This is a genomic window from Idiomarina sp. UBA3176 (assembly GCF_002364295.1).
GTDB classification, from domain to species: domain Bacteria; phylum Pseudomonadota; class Gammaproteobacteria; order Enterobacterales; family Alteromonadaceae; genus Idiomarina; species Idiomarina loihiensis.
The window spans coordinates 19,074-42,756 of sequence record NZ_DEXU01000002.1 but is presented as its reverse complement, the minus strand read 5'-3'; the positions used below and the strand labels follow the sequence as shown (position 1 = coordinate 42,756).

General features: G+C 49.2%; 24 protein-coding genes. 16 read left to right on the top strand and 8 right to left on the bottom strand.

Translation table 11 applies throughout. The annotated features are described in order from the left end of the window. Positions 1 to 166 precede the first annotated feature (166 nt). Positions 167 to 490, top strand: coding sequence for a met regulon transcriptional regulator MetJ (gene metJ, locus B2U97_RS00500; protein WP_011235689.1), 324 nt, complete (start codon positions 167 to 169; stop codon positions 488 to 490). Here the strand turns inward: metJ and B2U97_RS00495 are convergent. Both B2U97_RS00495 and rpmE read right to left on the bottom strand, forming a co-directional pair. After that, entirely contained in the window at positions 487 to 1,731 is a 1,245-nt protein-coding gene (locus B2U97_RS00495) for a malic enzyme-like NAD(P)-binding protein (RefSeq protein WP_034822770.1), read from the bottom strand. The genes metJ and B2U97_RS00495 overlap by 4 nt on opposite strands. Positions 1,732 to 1,978: 247 nt before the next feature. Next, positions 1,979 to 2,191, bottom strand: a complete 213-nt coding sequence (gene rpmE, locus B2U97_RS00490; protein ID WP_054490333.1) for a 50S ribosomal protein L31 — start codon at positions 2,189 to 2,191, stop codon at positions 1,979 to 1,981. 167 nt (positions 2,192 to 2,358) lie between these two features. On the opposite strand from rpmE, the gene priA reads away from it, so the two are divergent. From priA to hslU, 5 genes are all read left to right on the top strand, one after another. Beyond that, positions 2,359 to 4,569 (top strand): primosomal protein N', encoded by a 2,211-nt coding sequence (priA, locus tag B2U97_RS00485; protein ID WP_272990185.1) that lies wholly within the window; start codon positions 2,359 to 2,361, stop codon positions 4,567 to 4,569. Between the two features lie 92 nt (positions 4,570 to 4,661). Beyond that, complete coding sequence (gene argS / locus B2U97_RS00480; protein ID WP_153850163.1) at positions 4,662 to 6,404, top strand: arginine--tRNA ligase; 1,743 nt, start codon at positions 4,662 to 4,664, stop codon at positions 6,402 to 6,404. A gap of 6 nt (positions 6,405 to 6,410) precedes the next feature. Continuing rightward, on the top strand, positions 6,411 to 6,977 hold the full coding sequence (locus tag B2U97_RS00475; RefSeq protein ID WP_034822763.1) for an SPOR domain-containing protein: 567 nt from the start codon (positions 6,411 to 6,413) through the stop codon (positions 6,975 to 6,977). A gap of 83 nt (positions 6,978 to 7,060) precedes the next feature. Then, on the top strand, positions 7,061 to 7,618 hold the full coding sequence (gene hslV, locus B2U97_RS00470; protein WP_011235683.1) for an ATP-dependent protease subunit HslV: 558 nt from the start codon (positions 7,061 to 7,063) through the stop codon (positions 7,616 to 7,618). Position 7,619: 1 nt separating this feature from the next. Continuing rightward, entirely contained in the window at positions 7,620 to 8,972 is a 1,353-nt protein-coding gene (gene hslU / locus B2U97_RS00465; RefSeq protein WP_034822761.1) for an ATP-dependent protease ATPase subunit HslU, read from the top strand. Positions 8,973 to 8,996: 24 nt separating this feature from the next. Here hslU and B2U97_RS00460 read toward each other — a convergent pair whose 3' ends face one another. Continuing rightward, positions 8,997 to 11,069: a putative bifunctional diguanylate cyclase/phosphodiesterase gene (locus B2U97_RS00460; protein ID WP_034822759.1), complete on the bottom strand. Its 2,073-nt coding sequence runs from the start codon at positions 11,067 to 11,069 to the stop codon at positions 8,997 to 8,999. Positions 11,070 to 11,229: 160 nt separating this feature from the next. On the opposite strand from B2U97_RS00460, the gene rraA reads away from it, so the two are divergent. Together rraA and B2U97_RS00450 are read left to right on the top strand one after the other, a co-directional pair. After that, complete coding sequence (rraA, locus tag B2U97_RS00455) at positions 11,230 to 11,715, top strand: ribonuclease E activity regulator RraA (RefSeq protein ID WP_034822757.1); 486 nt, start codon at positions 11,230 to 11,232, stop codon at positions 11,713 to 11,715. Beyond that, positions 11,712 to 12,761: a formimidoylglutamase gene (locus tag B2U97_RS00450; RefSeq protein ID WP_286830129.1), complete on the top strand. Its 1,050-nt coding sequence runs from the start codon at positions 11,712 to 11,714 to the stop codon at positions 12,759 to 12,761. The genes rraA and B2U97_RS00450 overlap by 4 nt, the downstream gene beginning before the upstream one ends. On the opposite strand, the gene hutI is transcribed toward B2U97_RS00450, so the two are convergent. Further along, a complete protein-coding gene (hutI, locus tag B2U97_RS00445; protein WP_011235678.1) occupies positions 12,712 to 13,938 on the bottom strand; it encodes an imidazolonepropionase in 1,227 nt (408 codons plus the stop codon). The genes B2U97_RS00450 and hutI overlap by 50 nt on opposite strands. Positions 13,939 to 14,061: 123 nt before the next feature. On the opposite strand from hutI, the gene hutC reads away from it, so the two are divergent. Genes hutC through hutH form a run of 3 tightly spaced genes read left to right on the top strand, consistent with a single transcriptional unit; the run spans position 14,062 to position 17,988 of the window. Continuing rightward, entirely contained in the window at positions 14,062 to 14,763 is a 702-nt protein-coding gene (gene hutC / locus B2U97_RS00440; RefSeq protein WP_011235677.1) for a histidine utilization repressor, read from the top strand. A gap of 3 nt (positions 14,764 to 14,766) precedes the next feature. Then, positions 14,767 to 16,443, top strand: coding sequence for a urocanate hydratase (gene hutU, locus B2U97_RS00435; protein ID WP_034822753.1), 1,677 nt, complete (start codon positions 14,767 to 14,769; stop codon positions 16,441 to 16,443). A gap of 9 nt (positions 16,444 to 16,452) precedes the next feature. Next, a complete protein-coding gene (gene hutH, locus B2U97_RS00430; protein WP_011235675.1) occupies positions 16,453 to 17,988 on the top strand; it encodes a histidine ammonia-lyase in 1,536 nt (511 codons plus the stop codon). Between the two features lie 9 nt (positions 17,989 to 17,997). Here hutH and B2U97_RS00425 read toward each other — a convergent pair whose 3' ends face one another. The 3 genes from B2U97_RS00425 to B2U97_RS00415 are packed head-to-tail and all read right to left on the bottom strand — an operon-like array spanning position 17,998 to position 20,253. Beyond that, complete coding sequence (locus B2U97_RS00425; protein ID WP_011235674.1) at positions 17,998 to 18,900, bottom strand: bifunctional GNAT family N-acetyltransferase/hotdog fold thioesterase; 903 nt, start codon at positions 18,898 to 18,900, stop codon at positions 17,998 to 18,000. Positions 18,901 to 18,905: 5 nt separating this feature from the next. Further along, the gene (gene dtd / locus B2U97_RS00420) at positions 18,906 to 19,343 is read right to left on the bottom strand and encodes a D-aminoacyl-tRNA deacylase (protein WP_011235673.1); all 438 of its coding nucleotides are present in this window, start codon (positions 19,341 to 19,343) and stop codon (positions 18,906 to 18,908) included. A gap of 55 nt (positions 19,344 to 19,398) precedes the next feature. Continuing rightward, positions 19,399 to 20,253 carry a virulence factor BrkB family protein gene (locus B2U97_RS00415; protein WP_011235672.1) on the bottom strand — a complete coding sequence of 285 codons (855 nt, stop codon included), beginning with the start codon at positions 20,251 to 20,253 and terminating at the stop codon, positions 19,399 to 19,401. Between the two features lie 69 nt (positions 20,254 to 20,322). Here B2U97_RS00415 and B2U97_RS00410 point away from each other — a divergent pair, with 69 nt between their 5' ends. The 5 genes from B2U97_RS00410 to B2U97_RS00390 all read left to right on the top strand — a co-directional run bounded on the left by B2U97_RS00410 (position 20,323) and on the right by B2U97_RS00390 (position 23,038). Then, a complete protein-coding gene (locus B2U97_RS00410; protein ID WP_011235671.1) occupies positions 20,323 to 21,045 on the top strand; it encodes an SDR family NAD(P)-dependent oxidoreductase in 723 nt (240 codons plus the stop codon). Positions 21,046 to 21,114: 69 nt separating this feature from the next. Then, positions 21,115 to 21,354: a hypothetical protein gene (locus tag B2U97_RS00405; protein WP_011235670.1), complete on the top strand. Its 240-nt coding sequence runs from the start codon at positions 21,115 to 21,117 to the stop codon at positions 21,352 to 21,354. Next, positions 21,351 to 22,001 carry a DUF2959 domain-containing protein gene (locus B2U97_RS00400; protein WP_011235669.1) on the top strand — a complete coding sequence of 217 codons (651 nt, stop codon included), beginning with the start codon at positions 21,351 to 21,353 and terminating at the stop codon, positions 21,999 to 22,001. Before B2U97_RS00405 ends, B2U97_RS00400 begins: the two co-directional genes overlap by 4 nt. 18 nt (positions 22,002 to 22,019) lie before the next feature. Then, entirely contained in the window at positions 22,020 to 22,538 is a 519-nt protein-coding gene (locus B2U97_RS00395; protein ID WP_011235668.1) for an NADPH-dependent FMN reductase, read from the top strand. Next, entirely contained in the window at positions 22,538 to 23,038 is a 501-nt protein-coding gene (locus tag B2U97_RS00390) for an MgtC/SapB family protein (protein WP_011235667.1), read from the top strand. Before B2U97_RS00395 ends, B2U97_RS00390 begins: the two co-directional genes overlap by 1 nt. Here the strand turns inward: B2U97_RS00390 and B2U97_RS00385 are convergent. Next, positions 23,035 to 23,649, bottom strand: coding sequence for a TetR family transcriptional regulator (locus B2U97_RS00385; RefSeq protein WP_011235666.1), 615 nt, complete (start codon positions 23,647 to 23,649; stop codon positions 23,035 to 23,037). The two genes, B2U97_RS00390 and B2U97_RS00385, sit on opposite strands and share 4 nt — an antisense overlap. Positions 23,650 to 23,683 lie beyond the last annotated feature (34 nt).

Sequence of the window (23,683 nt, the reverse complement as noted above, 5' to 3'; positions counted from 1 at the left end):
CCTTAACTACTCGCTTGAATTAGATTACTGCTACTAAGGCTAAAATATTGTCAGGCAAATGTCAGCAACTTTTAGCCATCTAGACGGATAAAATTTGACGGGGTCGTTCATTCGGGTACAATTCATTATAACTTATGTGGTTTTGTTATATAGCGGGACAATAACAATGAAATGGAACGGCGAATATATTTACCCTTATGCTGAACACGGTCGTAAGAGTCAGCAGGTGAAAAAAGTTACGGTCTCAATACCCACGCGCGTGTTAAAAGTATTGACCGATGAACGAACCCGTCGCCAAATTAATAATCTGCGCCATGCTACCAACAGCGAACTGCTGTGTGAGGCGTTTTTACACGCTTTTACCGGTCAGCCGCTGCCGGAAGATGAAGATTTGCAAAAATCCAACCCGAATAAAATCCCCAAAGCTGTGCGTGAAGAGCTGGAAGCCCGGGGATTACCTATTCCAACCGACGAAGAGCTCGACGATTAATCCTGCATATAATTTTTCGGTAAATCGATTTTAGCTGCGCCGGACTTCACCGCAGCTTCGGCAACGGCGCGCGATACCCGTGGGCACAAGCGCGGGTCAATTGGCTTGGGAATAATATAATCACGACCGAAGGTTAACTCTTTGACACCGGCCGCTTTTAATACTGATTCCGGAACAGGCTCTTTCGCCAGCTGGCGAATGGCCTCCACCGCTGCAACCTTCATTTCGTCATTAATAGCAGTAGCGCGCACATCTAATGCACCGCGGAACATAAACGGGAAGCATAAAACGTTGTTCACCTGGTTCGGGTAGTCCGAGCGTCCGGTTCCCATTATCAGGTCATCACGCGCCGCCATAGCGGTTTCTGGTTTAATCTCCGGGTCTGGGTTAGAGCAGGCAAACAGAACCGGGTTAGGCGCCATAAGTTTCAACTCTTCTGCGCTGAGTAAGTTTGGCCCTGAAACCCCCACGAAGATATCGGCACCTTCAATAACGTCTTTTAGTGTCCGTTTGTCGGTGTTGTTGGCAAACAGCTGCTTGTATTCGTTTAAGTCATCGCGACGAGTATGGATAACGCCCTTTGAGTCGAGCATATAAATGTGCTCGCGTTGTGCGCCACATTTAATTAAAAGCTCCATACAGGCAATGGCGGCAGCACCGGCACCAAGACAAACAATGCGAGACTCCGCCAGGTCTTTACCCTGAATTTCCAACGCATTAAGCATACCTGCGGCCGTCACAATGGCAGTACCGTGTTGATCATCATGGAATACCGGTACATTGCAGCGCTCTATTAACGCCTGTTCTATTTCGAAACATTCAGGCGCTTTAATGTCTTCTAAGTTGATGCCACCAAAGGTATCGGCAATGTTAGCAACGGTATTGATAAAGTCCTGAGTAGTACGATGATTCACTTCAATATCAATAGAGTCCAGTCCGGCGAAGCGCTTAAATAGAAGAGCTTTACCTTCCATGACCGGTTTTGATGCCAGTGGCCCTAAATTGCCCAGACCAAGAATGGCGGTTCCGTTAGTAATAACCGCAACCATATTGCCTTTGGCTGTATAACGGTAGGCGGCGTCCGGGTCCTGAGCTATTTCCCGAACCGGTTCTGCAACGCCCGGGCTGTAGGCCAGCGCTAAATCTTTACTGGTTTCAGCAGGGGTGGTGAGTTCAACGGAAATTTTACCCGGGGTCGGGTATTCGTGGTAATCCAGTGCCTGTTGGCGAAAGTCTGTCATGCGGTGATACCTGAGTCTGGTGATCAGAATGCCGATCAGTCTATCGCTTTTGTGCTAATAAACAAATCTTACCTCCGCCTTTGAGGGTCATGAGGTGAATGAAATTTCCAATGTGTTTAAAAGTACACCAGTTAACTTTTCTTTAACAATAGGCCGCTTAGCGAAACAGGCACAAAAAAAGGCACTGTTTAGCGCCTTTTTCTTAAAATCTGCTGTTAAGCAGCGTTTTCTATAAGTTTTCTTAGGCTTATTTCTTGCCCAGAGCACCAAAACGCTTCTTAAATTTGTCAACACGACCACCAGTGTCCATTACACGCTGCTTACCAGTGTAGAACGGGTGGCACTCTGAACAGACGTCCAGGTGAAGATCTTCTGAGCGGGTTGAACGCGTTTCGAACGTGTGACCGCAAGAACAGCTGACTTTTAAAGTCTCGTACTTAGGATGAATACCTTGTTTCATGGGGTTACCTCAGTTATGGGCCGCATCGCCATTCGATCCAAAGCCGAACACCATGCGCAAAAAAACATCAATGAATTAAGAGCCGCGCATTTTATGTGATCCTGCGCCTGTGATCAAGCAGAATCTGCTGCCTTGTATTCTGCGCGGTAGCGTTCCAGAATAGAGCCATGAAGCAAGCCAGCACCGGCAGCGAACGACGTTATAAAGTCGCACTGCCGTTACCTCTTCGACAAACCTATGATTATCTGTGCAAAAGTGCCGAGCCGCTGCCGCAGGGAGTCCGCGTGCGCGTGCCTTTTGGCCAGCGTCAGTTAGTGGGTTACGTGGTTGCCGAAGCCAATGACGAACCGCCAACATTTGAATTGAAGTTCGTCGCTTCGGTTCTGGATGAGCAGCGGCTGTGGCCTGATGATATCTGGCAGCTAGTACGCTGGTCTTCTGACTACTATCACCATTCATTGGGGGACGTAGCCGCCAATAGCCTGCCGGTTTTGTTGCGCAAAGGCGATGCGCCGGAATACCTGACCGAAACTTTTTATGCGCTGACCGATTTAGGCCGGGCGCAGTCCATTAATGATTTAAAAGGGGCCGCGCGGCAGCAGCAAGTGCTGGCAGCGCTTAAACATCAGCCGCTCAGGCGCAGCGACTTAACCGATATAGGTGTGACCTCAGCCGTGCTGCGCACCTTGCAGGATAAAGGCTGGATTGAAGTGCGCGAGCAGGCACCGACTAAGAATCAGGGCTGGCAAAAGCAGTCATCGGTGTTAAGAGAGCAGGGCCATGCGTTAAATACCGAGCAGGCGGTGGCGGTTTCTACCATTAACCAGCAGCAAAAGCACAGCACTTTGCTGCTGGAAGGCGTTACCGGTAGTGGTAAAACCGAAGTGTACTTACAAGCCATGGAGCCGGTACTGGAGCGCGGCGAGCAGGTATTAGTGCTGGTACCGGAAATTGGCCTTACCCCACAGACCTTGCAGCGCTTTAAAGAACGCTTTGACGCACCGGTGGTCATGCTGCACTCGGGCATGAGTGACAGAGAACGTTTGAATACCTGGCTGGACGCAAAGCACGGACATGCAGCAATTATTATCGGCACTCGTTCAGCTGTGTTTACGCCCTGCCAGAAGCTAGGGCTTATTGTGGTCGATGAAGAACATGACTTGTCCTACAAACAACAGGACGGCTTTCGCTACCATGCCCGGGACATTGCCATTAAACGGGCGGCGTTGCTGGATATTCCGCTGGTGCTCGGTAGTGCAACTGCCTCGCTGGAAACGCTGAATAACGCGGTCAGCAAACGCTTTCACTGGCTTAAGCTGGGGCAGCGCGCTGGTGGCGCGCAAATGGTTAAACACGAGCTTATTGACCTGAAGCAGCAGCCCATAAAAGCCGGTGTTTCTAAAGCATTGCAGGAGCAAATTCAGGTAGAAATTGAACGCGGTAATCAGGTACTGCTGTTCCTTAACCGTCGTGGTTTTGCACCAGCGTTAATGTGTCACGAGTGTGGCTGGCTGGCGCAGTGTCATCGTTGTGACGCTTATTACACCGTACATAAAGCTCATCAGCAGCTGCAGTGTCACCATTGTGGCAGCCAGCAACGGATACCTAAGCAATGCGGCTCCTGCGGCTCCACACACTTAATTTCCCACGGTGTGGGTACCGAACAGTTAGAGCACAGTCTGAAAGAAATGTTTCCGGGGCGTGGGGTGCTGCGCATTGACCGGGATTCCACCCGCCGTAAAGGTCAGTTGGACGATTACCTGCAAAAAGCCACAAATAACGAGTACCCGTTGCTGGTTGGCACGCAGATGCTGGCAAAAGGCCATCACTTTCCCCATGTCACTCTGGTGGCGCTGCTAGATGTTGATGGCGCGCTTTACAGCGCGGACTTCCGGGCAGCAGAGCGTTTAGGACAGCTTTATACTCAGGTCGCTGGTCGCGCCGGGCGAGAGCACAAAGCCGGTAAAGTTGTATTGCAAACCCACCATCCGGAGCACGACTTAATTCAGGATTTACTCAACAACGGCTATTCGCACTTTGCCCTGACGGCACTTGCTGAACGCCAACAAAGTGACTTGCCGCCGTTCTCTTATTTGGCGCTGTTCCGTGGCGAAGCAACCGACAGAGACTCTGTGGTGCAGGCCATGACCCAAATTCAGCAGTTAATGCCGCAGGTGGAAGGTGCATTTTTGCTGGGCCCCATGCCAGCTTTAATGGAACGTAAAGCCGGTCGTTACCGCTACCAATTGCTGTTACATTGTCAGTCACGTAAATTGCGATTTCAGCTTATTGAACACTTGTTACCGCAGATTAACGCCTTGCCGTTATTGAAAAAAGTGCGCTGGTCGCTGGATATTGATCCGCAAGACTTTAGCTGATCGACAACTAAGCGGTTTTTTTTATCGGGCGTAGCGATTAAACTAAGCGTCTTGAATTTCCTCTTCGATTTTTCATACAGGTAGTCGCATTAATGAAAGAACAACTTGAACAGTTACTGGCCGAAGCCATTGGTCAACTTAAAACACAGGGAAAAATCCCTGCTGATCACCCAGTAAAGATTCAGTTGGATCGCCCTCGAGACAAATCACACGGTGACTTTGCGACAAACCTGGCATTGATGCTAGCCAAACCAGCAAAATCGAACCCACGTCAGCTGGCTGAAGCCATTGTCGAAGCGGTTCCGGAGAACTCCCTGTTGTCGAAAATGGATATTGCCGGGCCGGGCTTTATTAACTTCACCATTTCGCAGGACCAGCTGAAAGACCAGCTAACCGCAATGCTCAGCAGCGACAGCCTGAACGTCGATGTGGCAGAAGAAAGCAAAACCATTGTTATTGACTACTCGTCGCCTAACCTGGCGAAAGAAATGCACGTAGGGCATTTGCGTTCTGCCATTATTGGCGACGCCGTGTCGCGCGTGTGTGAGTTTTTAGGGCATAAAGTCATTCGCCAGAACCACGTGGGCGACTGGGGCACGCAGTTCGGCATGCTCTTAGCGTACATGGAAGCGCTGGATAATCAGTCTGCTGAATATGAGCTGAGCAACCTGGAGACTTTCTATAAAGCCGCCAAGCAACGTTTTGACGAAAGCGAAGAGTTTGCTGACCGTGCACGTCAGCTAGTCGTAAAACTGCAGTCGGGCGACGAATACTGCCTGAAGCTGTGGAACCAATTTATTGATGTGTCACTGAGCCATTGTCAGGACGTTTACGACCGTTTAGGCGTTAAACTGACTCGTGACGATGTGATGGCTGAAAGCGCCTACAACGACAAGTTACCGGGCGTTATTGAGCACCTGCGAGAAAAAGGTCTGTTGACGGAAGATCAGGGTGCACAATGCGTGTTTCTTGAAGAATACAAAGGTAAAGAAGGCGAACCGCTGCCTATTATTGTGCAGAAAAAAGGCGGCGGCTACCTTTATGCCACCACCGATTTAGCCGCTATTGAATACCGTCAGAAAGAACTGGGTGGTGACCACCTGATGTACTTTGTGGATGCGCGTCAGTCGCTGCATTTCGACCAAATTTTTACGCTGGCACGCAAAGCCGGTTTTGTGGAAGGCGAGATACAGCTCGACCATTACGGCTTTGGTACCGTGATGGGCAAAGACGGCAAACCTTACAAAAGCCGTGACGGTGGTGTGACTAAGCTGGCTGACTTATTAGATGAAGCTGAACGTCGCGCACTAGAGCTACTGCAGCAGAAAACGACTGATTTAACAGATGAGCAGCAAAAACGCGTTGCTGAAGTGGTGGGTATTAGCTCGGTTAAGTACGCGGACTTATCAAAAAACCGTACCAGCGACTACGTTTTCGACTGGAACCACATGCTGACTTTTGAAGGCAACACGGCACCTTACCTACTTTATGCTTACACCCGCGTGAACAGTATTTTTGATCGTTTAGGCGACACAGCGTTTGACCGCAACGCCGACATTATTCTGGATGACGAACGCGAGCTGGCGTTGGCGAATCAGCTGGTGCGTTTTAACGAAGTGCTGCATCAGGTTCAGGATAAAGCCATGCCGCATTTCTTATGTGGTTTCCTGTTTGATTTGGCCGGTCGCTTCTCCAGTTTTTATGAAGCCTGCCCAATTTTGAATCAGGAAGACGAAGCCCTTCGTAACAGTCGTCTGAAGTTGTCGATGTTAACCGCCAACGTGCTGAAGCAAGGCCTGGAATTACTGGGTATTCCAACCCTGGAGAAGATGTAACGCACTATGGATTACGCGAATCGTAAGCCAAAACCGCCAAAACGTAAGCCGGCTAAGAAAAAGGGAACCAATAAAAAGCAGCAACGCGGTGCAAAACCCGTTGCTGAGCGTAAGCCGGTGCCCTGGTTCGTGGTCGCTGTTGCCATTGTCCTGATAGCATTTTTTACCTATATTCTGCTGCAAATTAACGGTAAATCTGAACAGGTTGAACAACCAAAGGTACAACCGCCACCGGCTGACTTATTGCCAGAGAAATCGGCTGAACGCTGGCGCTATATAGAAGAGCTAAAAAGTAAAGAGGTGGAAGTTGATGTGCCTGAACGCGAACTGGGTCCACCGAAACTGATGCAATGTGGCTCTTTCCGTCAGCAGGAAGACGCTGAAAGGTTACGTGCACAAATTGCGATGGCGGGGCTTGAATCTCAGGTACGCTCGACTGAAGGGAGCAATGGGCTTTGGTACCGGGTTATTCTGGGCCCTTATGAAACCAAGCGAGATGCTGAAAGTGATCGTCATAAACTTCAACGCAATCAAGTGTTTGGTTGTGCTATCTGGAACTGGAATCTGGATTAATCGGCTGACACCATTGAAAAATACGATATAGACCCTCAAATACTTGTCATCGACGTCACTAAGACAAAAAAGAGGGTCTTGCTTTGACTACTATCGTATCTGTTCGCCGCGGCGATAAAGTTGTAATTGGCGGAGACGGCCAGGTTTCCTTAGGTAATACCGTAATGAAAGGTAATGCGCGTAAAGTGCGTCGCCTATACCACGATAAAGTGCTGGCAGGTTTTGCCGGCGGAACCGCAGACGCTTTCACACTGTTCGAACGTTTTGAATCCAAACTTGAACAACATCAGGGGAACCTGATGCGTGCGGCTGTGGAATTGGCAAAAGATTGGCGTACCGACCGTGCTTTGCGCCGACTGGAGGCATTGCTCGCGGTTGCTGATAAAGAAACGTCATTAATTATTACCGGTAATGGTGACGTTGTGCAGCCGGAGAATGACCTTATTGCGATTGGCTCGGGTGGGCCGTTTGCGCAGTCGGCAGCAAGAGCTTTGCTGGAAAATACCGACTTGAATGCCCGCGACATTGTGCAAAAAGCACTGACCATTGCAGGCGATATTTGCGTGTACACCAACGGCAACCAGACCATTGAAGAAGAAGAGTCTATTGCTGAAGACAAAACGAAGCAGGGGAAAAAATAAGATGTCTGAGATGACCCCAAGAGAAATTGTAGACGAATTAAACCGACATATTATTGGCCAGGATAAAGCAAAACGCGCTGTCGCGGTTGCTTTGCGTAATCGCTGGCGCCGGATGCAGCTGGATGACGAGCTGCGTCAGGAAGTAACGCCTAAGAATATCTTAATGATAGGCCCTACCGGTGTGGGTAAAACGGAAATTGCCCGCCGCCTGGCGAAATTAGCGAGAGCGCCTTTCATTAAAGTTGAAGCGACTAAGTTCACAGAAGTGGGTTACGTGGGCAAAGAAATTGAATCCATTATTAAGGATTTAACCGACGTTGCGGTGAAGCAAACGCGCGAAGAAATGATGCAAAAGGTACGTTACCGCGCTGAAGAAGCGGCGGAAGAGCGTATTTTGGATGTGCTGTTACCACCGGCGAAGCAGTCTTCTTCTGGTTGGGCTCAGCAACAGGAAGAGACGCCGGAAAATGATGACCAGCGTGGTACGCGTCAGGTATTCCGTAAGAAGTTACGTGAAGGCCAGCTGGATGACAAAGAAATTGAAATTGATTTAGCCATGCCGCAAATGGGTGTTGAAATTATGGCGCCTCCGGGTATGGAAGAAATGACGTCGCAGTTGCAGAACATGTTCCAGAACATGGGCAGCGATAAGACAAAAGCACGCAAAATGCGCATTAAAGATGCTTACAAGCAGCTAGTCGAGGAAGAAGCGGCGAAATTGCTGAACCCCGACGAAGTAAAAGAAGCTGCTATTGAGTCGGTTGAGCAAAACGGCATTGTCTTTTTAGATGAAATTGACAAGATTTGTAAGCGTGGCGATACCAGCGGGCCAGATGTTTCCCGCGAAGGCGTGCAGCGCGACTTGCTGCCTTTGGTTGAAGGGACCACGGTGAATACCAAGCACGGTATGATAAAAACTGATCATATTCTGTTTATTGCCTCTGGTGCATTCCAGATGAGTAAGCCGTCAGATCTTATTCCTGAATTACAGGGGCGTTTGCCTATTCGGGTTGAGCTGGAAGCACTGACCAGTGGCGACTTCGTGCGTATTCTGACAGAGCCAAGTGCGTCGCTGACGACTCAGTACCATGCTCTGCTGAACACTGAAGGCGTTGAAGTGAGCTTTACTGAAGAAGGCATTCAGCGTATTGCTGAAGTGGCATTCCATGTAAACGAAACGACAGAAAACATTGGTGCGCGTCGCTTACATACGGTGCTGGAGCGTTTAATGGAAGAAATTTCCTTCCATGCTACTGACCACAGCGGTGAGAAACTGGTTGTTGATGCCGATTACGTGAATGAACATGTCGGTGAGCTATCGCAGGACGAAGACCTAAGCCGCTTCATCCTGTAAAAATACTCTGCTGAAATTGTAGAGCTAGAAGGCCGTTGCAAACTCTCCGGGTGGCAACGGCTTTTTGTCGCCCTGAATTTGGCGTTCAATCAACTGTTCAGCAAATTGCAGGCGCATTGGGGGTGAGTAAAAATAGCCCTGCATCATGTCGCAACCCAGCTTTTGCAACATGTCCTGCTGTTCTTGGGTTTCAATGCCCTCGGCAATAACGCGTTTACCCAGGCCATGAGACAAGCGGATCATGGCTTTTAAAATGGTGACATCGTTATTATTTTGCTGCAGTTCGCTGACAAAGCTGCGGTCTATTTTAATTTTGTTAATAGGTAATGAGCGAAGGTAAGCCAGGGAGGAGTGCCCGGTACCAAAGTCATCAATAGAAATACCAAAACCCATTTCCCGTAACCGCTGGATAACACTCATGCCGTTGTGTAAATCGGACATGGCCACGTTTTCGGTGATCTCAAGCTCTAGCCATTCGGGCGATATATTGTAGTCTTCCAGTAACCGCTGCATTTTTTCTATTAACTGAAAATGCTGAAATTGTGGCGCTGATAAATTCACCGCTATGGGCCAGCAGAGACCAAACTTTTGTTTCCAGGAAGCAAGGATAGCAGCCGCGTGGTTCAGTACCCAGTCATCCAGTTCGGTGGAAAGCCCCAATTGCTCGATATAAGGCAGAAATTCCGCCGGACTCAGCAGACCGCGTTCCGGGTGCTGCCAACGGATCAGGGCTTCAAAACCACAAAGCTGTTGATGGTCAAAGTCAAACTGCGGCTGAAGATACAGAGTGAACTCATTCTCTTGCATAGCGCGGCGTAAAATTGGCTCCATATCAACCAGATAGGAGTACATCTCATCCATACCCCGCTCATAAACGGTAACACTGGGCTGGTGTGACTGCTTTGCCTGAGTCAGCGCAATGGTTGCTTTATTGAGTAGAACTTCCGATCGACTGCCGTGCTGAGGGTAGCGTGCAATACCAATACCCGCGGCAATATTCAGCGTTTTTTCGCCCACTTCAATGGGGTTACTCAGTGTGTCCTGAAGCTCTGTAGCTAAATCTTTTATAAGACTGCGGCTTTTTAAATGATCAAAGGCAAGAGCAAAGACATCGCCACTGATACGGGATACCGCCAGAGGCTGTTTGCGAAAGTTTTGCAGGCGTCGCGCAATTTCTTTTAGCACCTGGTCACCACCGCGAATACCAATGTTTTCGTTAACCACTTTAAAGCGACTGACGCCAACAAGCATAATGGTTAATTGACGGTTGTTACTGCGGCAGTACTCGATGAATAAAGGAATTTTACTGACCAGCTGGTCACGGTTAGAGACTCCGGTCAGCGCGTCATGGGTGTGCAGATACTCGGCTCTTTGGATGGCGCGCACTGCGGTATTGCGCTCAGATTCCAGCAACCAAATGATAATACCGACGATAATCGCCGCAATGATAATGATATTTAAAAGCGCCTGAAAGCTGAGAGCCCAGTCCACAGCGTTTCCGGGTAAAGAAAAAATAACGCTAAGTACGACTAAATTCTTAAAACCGATACTGAAAAAGCCACCGGACACCAATTTGGGGCCGATACCGCTTCCTAATTTCCGCCACATAAGCAAGCTGATAGCGATTAACGCTACGCCAGTGACCAGAAACCGCATAAATCCGGCATTGGGCGTGTTACCCGCATCGCTTATGGTGGGATCTAGCCAAAAATAGGAAATAATACCGCCAACCAACGACACCCCATAAGCTATATATTGCCAGTAGTGTTGCGGTTTTTTATTAAACGCGGCACAAGAGGCACCGAGGGCAATAAACGAAATGGCTAGGTACTGGCAGGTTAAAGCGACCCCTTGTAAACCACTGGACCAGCTAAGCGCAGACTCGGGCGCGACCATTGCGCTTCCGGCCAAAAAGGCTCTGATGATTTCTCCAGGACCAAATGCACAGCAGGCGAAAGCCCAGTAACCTAGATAATCGCGTTGATAGTATCTATGGTAATACATCAGTAAAGCGGCAAATCCGAGCAGAAAAACTGCCTGTATTGAATGCGCAAAGGTCTCTATAGCCAGACTGGTCATGAGGTCGAGCTGGGGCATGAAAATAGCAATTCACTTTATTATTATTATGGTTAGTTAGATTAAACGGGTTTTTATTCTATAATTCAAGGGTTTCGTTACCGCTATCAGGTTGCTTTTGTCCGCACCGGATAGCAGGTATACTGCCAGCTACTGCTATAGCAACGTCAGGAATACAATCATGGAATACAACACTTCAGAACTTTGCGATTTATACCCCGATATGGTCGATGTGGTTGAACCCATGTTTGAGTCTTACGGAGGCCGCAACTCTTTTGGTGGTAGTTTGGTTATTATCAAGTGCCATGAAGATAAAGGGCTTATTGAGGAAACCATTGCTGCCGACGGTGGTGGGAAGATTTTATTGATTGATGGTGGTGGCTCATCACGCCGTGCTCTGGTTGATGCAGCTATTGCTGAGCAAGCCATGGATAACGACTGGGAAGGCATTGTCTGTTACGGCGCCGTGCGCGAAGTTGACGCGCTGGAAGAGCTGGATATTGGGATTCTGGGTGTTGCTTCTATTCCGGTTGGCGCTATTAGCGAAGGCGTAGGTGAACTGAATGTGCCGGTAAACTTTGGCGGCGTAACCTTTTTGCCGGAAGACCACCTTTATATCGATACTACTGGCGTTATCTTGTCTCCGGAACCATTAGATATTGAATGATGAGTGACATCTCTTACTTAGAACTGACCGACCCGGCAAAATGGGTCACGGTACGTGAACAGGAAACTAAAATTGGCCAGGCCATTCGGGTGCTCTCTGAACAGGGCACTTACGAAGAAAGCCTGGCGGCAGCCTGGGAAGACGGCCAGCGTGTAGCATTAGTCGGTATTCCCGAGAGTATCGGTGTGCGAGCCAACCTTGGTCGCGCCGGTGCCGATGACGGCTGGCAGGCTTTTTTGAAAAGCTTCTTAAACCTGCAAAAAACGGGGTTACTTTCCACGCACGAGATGTTGTTGGTTGGAGCGGTTAATTGCGACGACTTAAACGAAAAGGCCGCTGAACTCGATGCTACAGACGCCCATGATCTGGCCACTTTACGTGAACTTTGCGCGCAGGTTGATGCCCGCGTCGAGAAAATTCTGACGCCGTTATTCGAGCAGGGTTTTGAGGTGATTGTTATTGGCGGGGGTCACAATAATGCGTATCCGCTGCTGAAGAGTTTGCATAAAGTGACAGAGGAAGCTTGTGGTGCGGTCAATTTAGACCCTCATGCAGACTTTCGTCCGCGCGAAGGCCGCCACTCCGGCAATGGCTTTAGTTACGCTTATATGGAAGGTGCGCTGGAGTTTTACCATATTGTTGGTTTGCATCAGGGCAAAAACTCTGCCAGTAGCCTGCGTCAGCTGCAAGACGCTGGCATGCGTTACCATACACTGCATCGCTTATATGAGCGTCCATTTGTTGAGGTGATGGACGAAGTGGTAGCAAAAGCCGTGTCCTGGCAGAGGCCGCTAGGTATTGAAGTTGATGTTGATGCATTAAATGCCGTACCAGCCAGCGCCGTAAACTATGTTGGTTTGAGTCTGGGGCAGGGTTTTCAGTACGTTAAGCGCTTAGCAGAGGTGAACGAAGCGCGTTATTTACACCTTGCCGAAGCCGCTCCTTCTATGTGCAGTACCGGCTTCGACGAAGGCATGAAAATATGCGGACAGTTGCTTAGCGAGCTGACCACGGCTTACTTACACGGTCGTGAGCGACGCCGTTAAACCATAAGGTTTTTAACGGGTTCACACCAAACTGGTACGTGAGCTCAGCGGCGTCTTTGCAACTCCATAGTGCTAAATCTGCGTAACAGCCTTCTGCAATAACGCCGCGCTGGTTTTCGCCTAATGCTTTTGCTGCATTGACGGTAACGCCCCGCAGACACTCTTCCGGTGTCATGTGGAAAAAAGTCGCAGCCATTTGCAGCATTAACGGTAAGTTATGAATCGGTGATGAACCCGGGTTTGCATCGGTGGCAATAGCCATAGGCACCCCGTGTTTGCGCAGTAACTCAACTGGCGGTTTTTGCGTGTCGCGCAGGAAGTAAAATGCGCCGGGCAATAACACCGCCACCGTGCCATTTTCGGCCATGGCCTTAACACCTTCTTCATCCAGTTGCTCAAGATGATCAGCCGATAATGCCTGATAATCCGCGGCCAGCTTGGCACCTTTCTGGTTGGTGATTTGCTCGGCGTGAAGCTTAATTGGCAGTTCTAAGTCTTTTGCCGTTTTAAATACTTTTTCGGTTTGTGCCGGGCTAAATCCAATACTTTCACAAAAAGCATCAACCGCGTCGACCAGGCCTTCATTAGCCAGCGTTGGTAAAATGTTTTGGATAATTTCTTCAATATAGCCGTCGGCGTTATCCTTGAACTCAGGTGGCACTGCGTGTGCCGCCAGCAAAGTGGTTTTAATGTTCACCGGTAACTGTTCGGCTAACTGACGCGCTACGGTTAATTGTTTGCGCTCATTTTCCAGATCCAAGCCGTAACCGGACTTCACTTCTATGGTGGTAACTCCTTGTGACATGAGCGTTTCTGCGCGCTCTAACGCCAGTGTCAGTAACTCTTCTGCGGAGGCCTCGCGGGTGGCTTTAACCGTACTTTTGATACCGCCGCCCTGCTCAGCAATTTCCTGATAGCTGGCGCCATGCAGGCGTTGCGCGAATTCGTTAGCGCGGGATCCGGCCCATACCAGGTGAGTGTGGCAATCAATTAACCCGGGAGTCAGCAGACCACCGTTACCGTCAATGACTTCTGCAGTCGGGGTGGCGGGGGCGTCAAAAGCGGCACCCACAAATTCAATTTTGCCCTTATTAATAATGACTGTAGCGTCCTGGATAAGGCCATAACCCTTATCATCAGTCATTGTCGCTGCGTTGATATTTTCTATGCGTTGCATAACAGTCCTTTAAGGTTGGTTCTGATAAAAGAGTAGCAAAAGCTGCTTGTATATACAATTATTCTGAACTAGACTTTTAGCCTCAAAAACATCGAATCATGTCATTTACATGTTGGGGTCGGGATGAACAAGTTCTCAAAGATAAAACAGCATATTTATCTGAAGATAGAATCCGGTGAGTGGCCTGAAAACCACCCTGTCAGTTCAGAAAATGCCTTGTCGGCGCAGTTTTCTGTCAGTCGAATGACGGCAAGACGCGCGCTACAGGAACTGGCCGATGAGGGGCTGGTCATTCGGACTCAGGGCTCTGGTACCTACGTTGCGCCAATTAAATCGCAAACCTCGTTCATGGCCATTCGCAATATTGCCGATGAAGTGCGTTCACGTGGCCACGATTACCGCGCCAAAGTGCATATGCTGAAAGAACAACCCGCCTCGACTCAGGTAGCTGAAGCGCTGGAGCTGGAAGAAGGGAGCCCGGTATTTCATTCGCTAATCACTCACTATGAAAATGACTTGCCGGTGCAGCTGGAAGAACGTTTTGTTAACCCCAAACTGGTTCCCGATTATCTTAAGCAGGACTACAGCAAGGTAACCCCGCACGAATATTTGTGTGTGGTTAGTCCGCTCACCGAAGCCAGTCATCAAATTGAAGCTATTCTGCCGGTCAATACTCTCTGCCAATACTTAAGTATCGACCGTCACGAACCTTGTCTCAGAATTTTGCGCCGCACCTGGAGCTCAGGTGGCGTGGTGACTTTCGCCACGCTGACCCATCCGGGCTCCCGCTTTAAGTTAGGCGGCCATTTAACCTTTAAGGAGTAAGTCATGTCATTCACCCGTTTGGATAAAAGCCGCAAAATTAGCGCCCCTCATGGAACCGAGCTAACCACCTGCAACTGGCAGGTGGAAGCTGCAAAGCGGATGCTGATGAACAATCTGGATGATGAAGTGGCGGAACACCCACAGGCGCTGGTTGTATACGGTGGCATTGGTCGTGCAGCGCGCAGCTGGGAATGCTATGACAAAATTATTGAAACTTTAGAGCGCCTGAAACCAAACGAATCCCTGTTGATTCAGTCAGGTAAACCAGTGGGTGTGTTTCCTACCCATGAAGATGCGCCGCGAGTATTGATTGCGAACTCTAACCTGGTACCGGAATGGGCTAACTGGGAACACTTTAACGAGCTCGATAAAAAAGGCCTGATGATGTACGGCCAGATGACCGCAGGCTCCTGGATTTACATTGGTTCACAAGGCATTGTGCAGGGCACTTACGAAACCTTTGGTTCGGTTTCGCGTCAACACTTTAACGGTGACGCAAAAGGTAAGTGGGTACTTACTGGTGGCCTTGGTGGCATGGGTGGAGCTCAGCCATTAGCGGCAACCATGGCCGGTTTTTGTATGTTGGCTGTTGAATGTGACGAGTCACGTATCGATTTTCGCCTGCGTACCGGCTATGTGGACCATAAAGCTACTAACTTAGACGATGCGTTAAAACTGATTAATGATGCGATGGCAAAAGGCGAAGCCATTTCAGTGGGCTTACTGGGTAATGCCGCTGACGTTTATTCGGAATTGCAGCAGCAAGGCGTGACGCCGGACGTAGTGACTGACCAGACCTCAGCCCACGACCCTCTGCATGGTTATTTGCCACAGGGTTGGACACTGGAAGAATACAAAGCGAAGCAGGAAAGCGATGCCACTGGTACGGTAAATGCTGCGAAAGAATCTATGGCGGTGCAGGTGCGCGCTATGTTGCACTTCCAGAAAGAAGGCGCGGCAGTACTGGATTACGGTAACAACATTCGCCAGATGGCCAAAGACGTAGGTGTTGATAACGCCTTTGACTTCCCGGGCTTTGTGCCGGCTTATATTCGTCCGCTGTTCTGTGAAGGTATTGGCCCATTCCGTTGGGTTGCGCTTTCGGGTGACCCGGAAGACATCTACAAAACCGACGAGAAAGTGAAAGAGCTGATTCCGGATAACGAGCACTTACACAACTGGCTGGACATGGCTAAAGAACGCATTAGCTTCCAGGGCCTGCCGTCACGTATTTGCTGGATTGGCCTTAAAGACCGGGCCCGCATTGCCCGCGCGTTTAACGACATGGTTAAAAGCGGCGAGCTGAAAGCGCCGGTTGTTATCGGCCGTGACCACTTGGATTCTGGCTCAGTTGCCAGCCCTAACCGTGAAACCGAAGCGATGCAGGACGGATCTGACGCGGTATCGGACTGGCCTCTGCTGAATGCTTTGCTGAATACAGCAGGCGGCGCGACCTGGGTCAGCCTGCACCACGGTGGTGGCGTTGGCATGGGTTACTCACAGCACGCCGGTGTGGTGATTGTAGCCGACGGTACCGAAGAAGCTGACAAGCGGTTAGGCCGGGTGCTGTGGAACGACCCGGGTACGGGCGTTATGCGCCACGCTGATGCCGGATACGATATTGCGAAAAACTGCGCCCGTGAACAAGGGCTTGATTTACCTATGCTGGATACGAAGTAAGGAGGTTGCATGAGTCATTTTGAATTACAGCCAGGACAATTGCAGTTAAGTGAACTGCGCGACTGGTTTTATCAGCATCAGACACTAAAGCTATCTGATGAAGCTAAGGACAACATTGCGACTTCGGCGAAAACCGTTGCAGATGTACTTGAGCAAGGGCGAGTAGTTTACGGTATTAATACCGGTTTTGGGCTGCTGGCGAATACCCGTATTCCACCTGAGCGCTTGACTGATCTCCAGCGTCGTATTGTGTTATCGCACGCTGCGGGAACCGGCGATTTAATGGAAGACTCCGTTGTGCGTCTAATGCTGCTACTGAAAATTAACTCTCTGTCGCGCGGGTTTTCTGGCGTACGGCAAGTGTTGGTTGATGCGCTGATCAAGCTATTGAACGCCGAAGTGTACCCCTGCATTCCGGAAAAAGGGTCTGTGGGCGCATCCGGTGATTTAGCGCCGTTAGCGCACATGGTATTGCCATTAGTGGGTGAAGGTACGGTTCGTCACAACGGAAAGGTGCTAAACGCTGAGGAAGGTCTGAAAATAGCGGGTATTGAGCCGTTTGAGTTGGCACCGAAAGAAGGTCTGGCTTTACTGAACGGCACTCAAGCATCGACTGCGTTAGCTCTAGCCGGACTGTTCCGCATTGAGCGTAATTTCCATGCCGCCATTGTGGTGGGTGCGACTTCTGTGGAAGCCGCTATGGGCTCGCGTGCGCCGTTTGATGAACGTGTTCACGCAGTACGCGGCCAACCGGGGCAGATTAAAGCCGCCGAAATGCTTCGTCACGTGCTGACCGACAGTTCTGAAATTGCTAAAGACCACGAGAATTGCGAAAAAGTGCAGGACCCGTATTCTCTGCGTTGTCAGCCTCAGGTAATGGGTGCGGTGTTAGACCAAATTGAGCATGCCTCGGGTATTTTAGTGCGCGAAGCCAACGGAGTTACTGACAACCCACTGGTGTTCAGCGAAGAGCAGGACATTATTTCCGGTGGTAACTTCCACGCAGAGCCTGTCGCTATGGCAGCCGATATTCTGGCCATTGCTGCCAGCGAAATTGGTGCCTTGTCAGAGCGTCGTAGTGCCCTGCTCATAGACAGCCATTTAAGCAAGTTACCGGCGTTTTTGGTCAATGACGGCGGAGTTAACTCGGGCTTTATGCTGGCACAAGTTACCGCTGCGGCATTGGCGTCAGAGAATAAAACCCTGGCGCATCCGGCGTCTGTGGACAGTCTGCCAACGTCTGCCAACCAGGAAGACCATGTGTCTATGGCAACCTTTGCGGCGCGTCGGTTAACGGATATCGCTAAAAACGTCAGTGACATTATTGCGATTGAGTGGTTAGAAGCCGCACAAGGACTGGATTTCCGTCGCCCGTTGAAAGGTGCTGCTGCGGTTGAAACGGCGTTTAACTGTTTGCGTGAGCAAGTGGCGTACTATGCTGAAGACCGCTTCTTCGCGCCGGATATTAAAGCGGCTAGTGACCTGATTCAAAATGGTGAGCTGGCGGCAGTGGTGAAACTACCGCATATTTTGTCTGAAGTTTAATTCTGCGGGCTAGTCCCGTTTTGCCAGAACCACAAAGCGGCCGGTAAATTCTGCTACCGGCTGCTCTTCATCCAGTATCTGAGCCTTAATCGTTAAACGCGCATTTTTTCCTTGTTTTAACGCGGAAAAGTCACCGGTAACGTCGCTCAAACGCGCTATTGCCCGGGGTTCCTGGGTAACTGGCTTGTGATAGTGAATGTTACCATCGCCTAATACCACGGCTCCTTCCAGTTCCCGCTCTAACAGCTGTAAATGCAGCAATCCCCAGCAGGTTAAGGTACCCAGTGAGTAAATGCTGCCGGCAAACATGGTGCCGTGCACATTAATGTTTCGCGAGAGTACCGCGCGGGTTTCGAATACGCGACCGGTATACTGATGGATTTTAATGCCCATGGCGTCGGAAATAGGTATGTCTTCCTGCCAGGTTTTCTGTAGCTCGGTACACCACTCAGGCCGATAAATAATGCGGTTGTACTCAGTGAAGGACTTGCGTAAATGGTGTTCTGCCATGGGGTTATTTACGGTATCGGCTTCTTCCGCTACGTCGTAACCACACTTTTTATAAAAGCCAATGGTGTTGTCGCGTGAGTTGATCACCACATGCGTTGCGCCTTCTTTGCGCGCAGCAAGCTCAAGAGCGTAGATAATAGCGACCCCATGCCCTTCCCCCCGGTATTCAGGAGCAACCGCCATAAAGCGTATTTGAGCTTCTTCCGGGCTGTTAAAGTGAAGCCGGCCAACCGCAACGGGTTCCTCTGCTTCATTGACTACCATTCGGTGATGACCAACTTGATCGTATTCGTCTTGTTCAGAGCCTAAAGGGCGTTGAAAAGGCTCGCGCAGAACCCGCCAGCGAAGGTAGTAATAACGCTCGAGTTGTTCGTCTGTTTCCGGAGTAATAACGCGATACATAGGTGTTATACCTTCAATTCAAATGTGACCGGGCCGTCATTGACCAACTCAACCTGCATATCTGCTGCAAAGCGCCCGGTTTTTACCGGCAAGCCTTGCGCAGCCATTTGCTCACAAAAAACCTGATACAAATGCTGTGCCTGGTCGGGCGTTGCCGCTGAAGAAAAGCTGGGACGCCGTCCTTTACGAGTATCGGCCGCTAAGGTGAATTGAGAAACCACCAAAACTTCGCCCTGCGCATCGATAACACTATTATTCATTTTGTCTTCAACGTCACTAAACACGCGATAATTGGCTATGCGCTGAGCTAATTTGGCAGCACTGGCTTCGTCGTCTTTGTGTTCAACACCTAATAAGATTAACAGCCCGGGCCCGATAGAACCGACCAGTTCATCGGCAACAGTGACTTTGGCACGGCTAACGCGCTGAATGAGTCCGATCATGAGTACATACCTTTCAAAAACAGAACGGCTATGGTCGGCGAAAATGCAAAGCAGGTCAATCAGACTTCGGCTCAGGCTGCTGTAACTGGTACTCCTCTAAACTGACGGTTAAAACCGCACCAATGAGTACAATTAACCATGACAGATATATCCATACGATAAGAATTGGGATGGTTGCCAGTGCGCCGTAAATGGCCTGATAAGTCGGGAAAAAAGTAATGTACAGTGAAAACAGTTGTTTACTCAGCTCGAACAGAAGCGCGGCAATAACCGCCCCAAAGGCCGCGTAGCGGAATTTAACCTGACGGTTAGGCACTAACTGATACATGAGCACAAAGAATACAAAGGAGGTCACAATGGGTACGAACCACAAGACAAAGCTTTGTATGCCGGAAACATATTCATCAGCAAACTGGCTGAGCGACATCAAGTAAGAGGTTGCAGCCAAGCCCGATCCAATAAGCACCGGACCTAGGGTAAGTAGCATCCAGTAAACAGCAAAAGAAACCAACCAATGTCTGCTGCTGGAATCCCGCCATATGCTGTTCAATGCTTTATCGATGGCTGACATGAGCATAATGGCGACAATAAACAGGAAACCGACGCCAATTGCAGTCATTTTGGAGGCATTAGTCACAAACTCGTTAAGATATTCTTCCAGTTGTTCACCGGAAGTGGGTAAGAGATTCGCAAAAAGTGCCTGCTCAAGATTCTCTTTCAGCTCATCAAACATTGGAAATGCTGAGAAAACCGTAAACATAACGACTAGAAGGGGTACCAGCGACAGCATGCTGACGTAGGTCAGGTGACCGGCGGTGATATTGGTATTGTCGCTATTAAACCTTTGCCCAAAGTACTTTAGAAAGCCTAAGGTGTGGTTGAAATACGATTTCCATTCAATTTGCTTCATGGTGTATTGAGCTAATCCAGTTTTATTCACGTAGGGAAGTAATAACTATCATGATAGAGAGTCGTGCAAATGGCAATGGTGGTATTAGGTGCTGGCGGCGGATTAGGTCGGGCCATCACTCTGGAATTAAGCAAGCAATATCCCGATGAGAGGATATTCGCGTTGTCGCGGCAGCCTGAGGTGCCGGAAACAGACTCGTCAGATGTAACTTATTGCCGAATAGAAGACTACGATGAGAAAGCACTGGGCGCCTGGGTTAGTGAGTTTAAAAATAACGGTGAACAGTTAAGTGGCGTCGTCTCAACCATAGGTATGTTGCATGACGAAGAAACCTTTCCGGAGAAAAAGTTGACCGATATTACGGCAGACAACTTGAATAAGTTATTTTCCGTTAACGCAGTGAAACCCATGCTGGCGCTTAAGGCGTTTTTGCCAATTCTTGACAGAAAGAAGACCCGCTTTTGGGTACAGTTGTCAGCGAAAGTCGGCAGTATTGAGGATAACTATTTAGGCGGCTGGTACGCCTACCGCTCAAGCAAGGCCGGGTTAAATATGCTGTTGAAAACGGCGTCAATAGAGTTAAAGCGTACTCATAAAAACCTGATCGTGGCGGCAATACATCCGGGGACAACGGACACTCGTTTGTCTGAACCTTTTCAGGAGCGAATATCCACCGACAAACTGTATTCGCCTGAACTCTCTGCAGAGCGGATTGTGGCTGTAGTGAAAAACTTAAAACCGGAAAATACCGGAGCGTTATGGCATTGGGATGGTAGTCGTTTACCTTACTGATTTAGTTTGCTTTTTCTAAAGTAATGGCTCTTAATTGGTAAGCTGCATGTTAAGTGCAAGGAGAACACAATGTTGTATATTTTAGCTATTTTACTTCCCCCCGTCGCTATTTTACTGACGGGTAAAATTTTTCAGGCGATATTTAATGCGGTTATCGCTATTGTCGGCGTAGTACTTTTTATTGTCTCGCTTGGTGCGCTGGGAGCTCTTTATATTATCGCTATTCTTCACGCCATTATTGCGGTGCATGGTTATCACCGTGACAAACGCGACGAACGTATTATTAAAGCTGCACGAGGTGACAAATGAGAAAATGGACATTGCCGTTGGTAACGGTCTTCATGCTGTCAGCATGTCAAAGTGCTTACTATGGCACTATGGAAAAATTTGGCGTAGAAAAGCGCGATATTTTAGTCGATAGAGTGGATGATGCACGTGACTCACAAACCGATGCTCAGGAAGAGTTCCGTTCTGCATTAGAGCGTCTGGACGCTATGCTAAACATTGATGGTGGTAATCTGGAAAAGCAATATAACGCGCTGCTTGATGATTACGAAGACAGTAAATCTGCAGCAGAGAGCGTTCGTAGCCGTATCGACGAAGTTGACGAAGTAGCTAATGACTTATTCGACGAATGGAGCGAAGAGCTGGGTGAATACAGTAACGACACTATGCGTCGCGAAAGTGAGCGACAGTTACGCCAGACGGAACGCCGTTATGCCGAGTTGCTGAGGGTGATGGAGCGCGCGGCAGATAAGATGCAGCCGGTGCTGGATAAAATGCAGGATAACGTGCTTTATCTGAAACATAACCTGAATGCTAAGGCCATTGATGCTATTCGCGGTGAGTTTGGTAATCTGCAGAATGATATTTCCGCATTAATTAAAGACATGGAAGCGGCGGTAAGTGAGTCAAACCGCTTTATTGAAGCAATGAAGAGTTCTCAATCCGAATAATCAGGAGATAGTAATCGTATGACCGTTGTATTCATTGGTGGTAGCCGTCGTAAAGACTCGCTTAATGCCAAACTCAAACATCGTTTGGCTGAAGTTGCAGATAAGCATGGCATTCGACATGACATCGTTGATGCCGATGCGCTGGACGCGCCGATCTACCATGGCGACTTAGAGGCCGCAGATGGTGTTCCCGAGTCGATGAAAAAGTTGGCTGAAAAGATTCAGTCAGCCTCAAAAGTGGTTTTAGTCAGCCCTGAATATAATTCGTCGGTCTCTCCACTGATAAAAAATGCGATTGACTGGGTGTCGCGGGTTGAGACGCAGGCCTGGGCCGGTAAAACGGTATTATTGGCTGCTGCTTCACCCGGGGGGTTAGGGGGCATTCGGGGGCTAAGCCACTTGCGGGACATTCTTGGCAATGTGAAGGCATGGACTGCGCCGTTGTTTGCCTGCTGTCCGAATGCCAATGACGAAAGCATTGCGGCAATGGATGAAAGTTTTCTTAAGCAATTTTTAGAGCAAGGAGAGGCCAGCTAGTGATTGACTGGCAAGTTGTTCAGGAACTGGGTCCTTACTCATGGAATGGCATCGGCACTGCCCTGCTCTGTGGTGCCATTGTCGGGCTCGAGCGACAGGTTAGAGGCAAACCGGTTGGTATAAGGACCGCTGCACTTATCATCTTAGGTACCTATCTATTTTTAACTGGTGGCTCCTCGGTTGTCAGTCAGGGCGGCGATCCATCCCGCGTCATTGGACAAATTATTACCGGCATTGGCTTTCTTGGTGCAGGCGTTATGTTGGCTCGGGACGGTGTTGTAGTTGGTGTCACATCGGCGGCGACAATCTGGGCCCTGGCGGCAATTGGCATTGCAGTCGGTCTTGGTATGTACGGGGTTAGTATTGTGTTGTCGATGGTAATTGTTGGTGTATTGCTTGGTGTCGACTTACTGGAAGATACTTTTCAATCTTTGACCCGCGGCGTGCACCGAAAATACAATGGCTGGCGCCGCGGACGTGCAGACAGCAACGAGCCTTAGCGTGCTAACCCGTTAATATAGCTATCGATAGCCTGGTTGCCGTACTCCACTAAAGGAAAGTAATCCGGAGCAAGCAGCCAGTTATAAATAAGGCCGTCCACTAATGAAAACAAGCCAATAACCGCAACCCTGGGGCTAGCTTTTGAGGACAACTGACCTTTTTGGATAGCTGATTCAAACAACTTTTCGACTTCACAAATGCATTCGTTACGACCGCTAACATGCCGTAATTTTATAGGATTTACTTCGTCAATGTACTCGCACTTGTGAAGAAGGATGCTGGCAATAGAACGTACCTGGGGCTCATTTTGAACGCGAGCTAAAAATTCTTTAGAGCGGGCTTTTACTTCTTCTAAGGCATCGAATTCTAAACTCTCGGCTATTTGTTCCCGCATTTCATCGATCGGAAGAGAAATTCTTCCCATTAACGATTCAATGAGATCCATTTTATTTTCAAAATGGTGATAGATAGCACCGCGAGTGACACCCGCTTTTTCAGCCACTTGCATCATCGACGTTTGAGTCACACCATTCTCGCTGAATAAAGCCTCAGCAGCGTCTAATAACTTGGCGCGGGTCTCCATTGCGTCTTCTTTTGTGCGTCGAACCATGTTCGGCTCCTATTTCTTAACATCCGTTCATTAT

Coding starts and splice junctions, on each gene's coding strand:
- metJ (WP_011235689.1), top strand. CDS start 167: ATGAAATGGAACGGCGAATATATTTACCCTTATGCTGAACACGGTCGT.
- B2U97_RS00495 (WP_034822770.1), bottom strand. CDS start 1,731: ATGACAGACTTTCGCCAACAGGCACTGGATTACCACGAATACCCGACC.
- rpmE (WP_054490333.1), bottom strand. CDS start 2,191: ATGAAACAAGGTATTCATCCTAAGTACGAGACTTTAAAAGTCAGCTGT.
- priA (WP_272990185.1), top strand. CDS start 2,359: ATGAAGCAAGCCAGCACCGGCAGCGAACGACGTTATAAAGTCGCACTG.
- argS (WP_153850163.1), top strand. CDS start 4,662: ATGAAAGAACAACTTGAACAGTTACTGGCCGAAGCCATTGGTCAACTT.
- B2U97_RS00475 (WP_034822763.1), top strand. CDS start 6,411: ATGGATTACGCGAATCGTAAGCCAAAACCGCCAAAACGTAAGCCGGCT.
- hslU (WP_034822761.1), top strand. CDS start 7,620: ATGTCTGAGATGACCCCAAGAGAAATTGTAGACGAATTAAACCGACAT.
- B2U97_RS00460 (WP_034822759.1), bottom strand. CDS start 11,069: ATGCCCCAGCTCGACCTCATGACCAGTCTGGCTATAGAGACCTTTGCG.
- rraA (WP_034822757.1), top strand. CDS start 11,230: ATGGAATACAACACTTCAGAACTTTGCGATTTATACCCCGATATGGTC.
- B2U97_RS00450 (WP_286830129.1), top strand. CDS start 11,712: ATGATGAGTGACATCTCTTACTTAGAACTGACCGACCCGGCAAAATGG.
- hutI (WP_011235678.1), bottom strand. CDS start 13,938: ATGCAACGCATAGAAAATATCAACGCAGCGACAATGACTGATGATAAG.
- hutC (WP_011235677.1), top strand. CDS start 14,062: ATGAACAAGTTCTCAAAGATAAAACAGCATATTTATCTGAAGATAGAA.
- hutU (WP_034822753.1), top strand. CDS start 14,767: ATGTCATTCACCCGTTTGGATAAAAGCCGCAAAATTAGCGCCCCTCAT.
- hutH (WP_011235675.1), top strand. CDS start 16,453: ATGAGTCATTTTGAATTACAGCCAGGACAATTGCAGTTAAGTGAACTG.
- B2U97_RS00425 (WP_011235674.1), bottom strand. CDS start 18,900: ATGTATCGCGTTATTACTCCGGAAACAGACGAACAACTCGAGCGTTAT.
- dtd (WP_011235673.1), bottom strand. CDS start 19,343: ATGATCGGACTCATTCAGCGCGTTAGCCGTGCCAAAGTCACTGTTGCC.
- B2U97_RS00415 (WP_011235672.1), bottom strand. CDS start 20,253: ATGAAGCAAATTGAATGGAAATCGTATTTCAACCACACCTTAGGCTTT.
- B2U97_RS00410 (WP_011235671.1), top strand. CDS start 20,323: ATGGCAATGGTGGTATTAGGTGCTGGCGGCGGATTAGGTCGGGCCATC.
- B2U97_RS00405 (WP_011235670.1), top strand. CDS start 21,115: ATGTTGTATATTTTAGCTATTTTACTTCCCCCCGTCGCTATTTTACTG.
- B2U97_RS00400 (WP_011235669.1), top strand. CDS start 21,351: ATGAGAAAATGGACATTGCCGTTGGTAACGGTCTTCATGCTGTCAGCA.
- B2U97_RS00395 (WP_011235668.1), top strand. CDS start 22,020: ATGACCGTTGTATTCATTGGTGGTAGCCGTCGTAAAGACTCGCTTAAT.
- B2U97_RS00385 (WP_011235666.1), bottom strand. CDS start 23,649: ATGGTTCGACGCACAAAAGAAGACGCAATGGAGACCCGCGCCAAGTTA.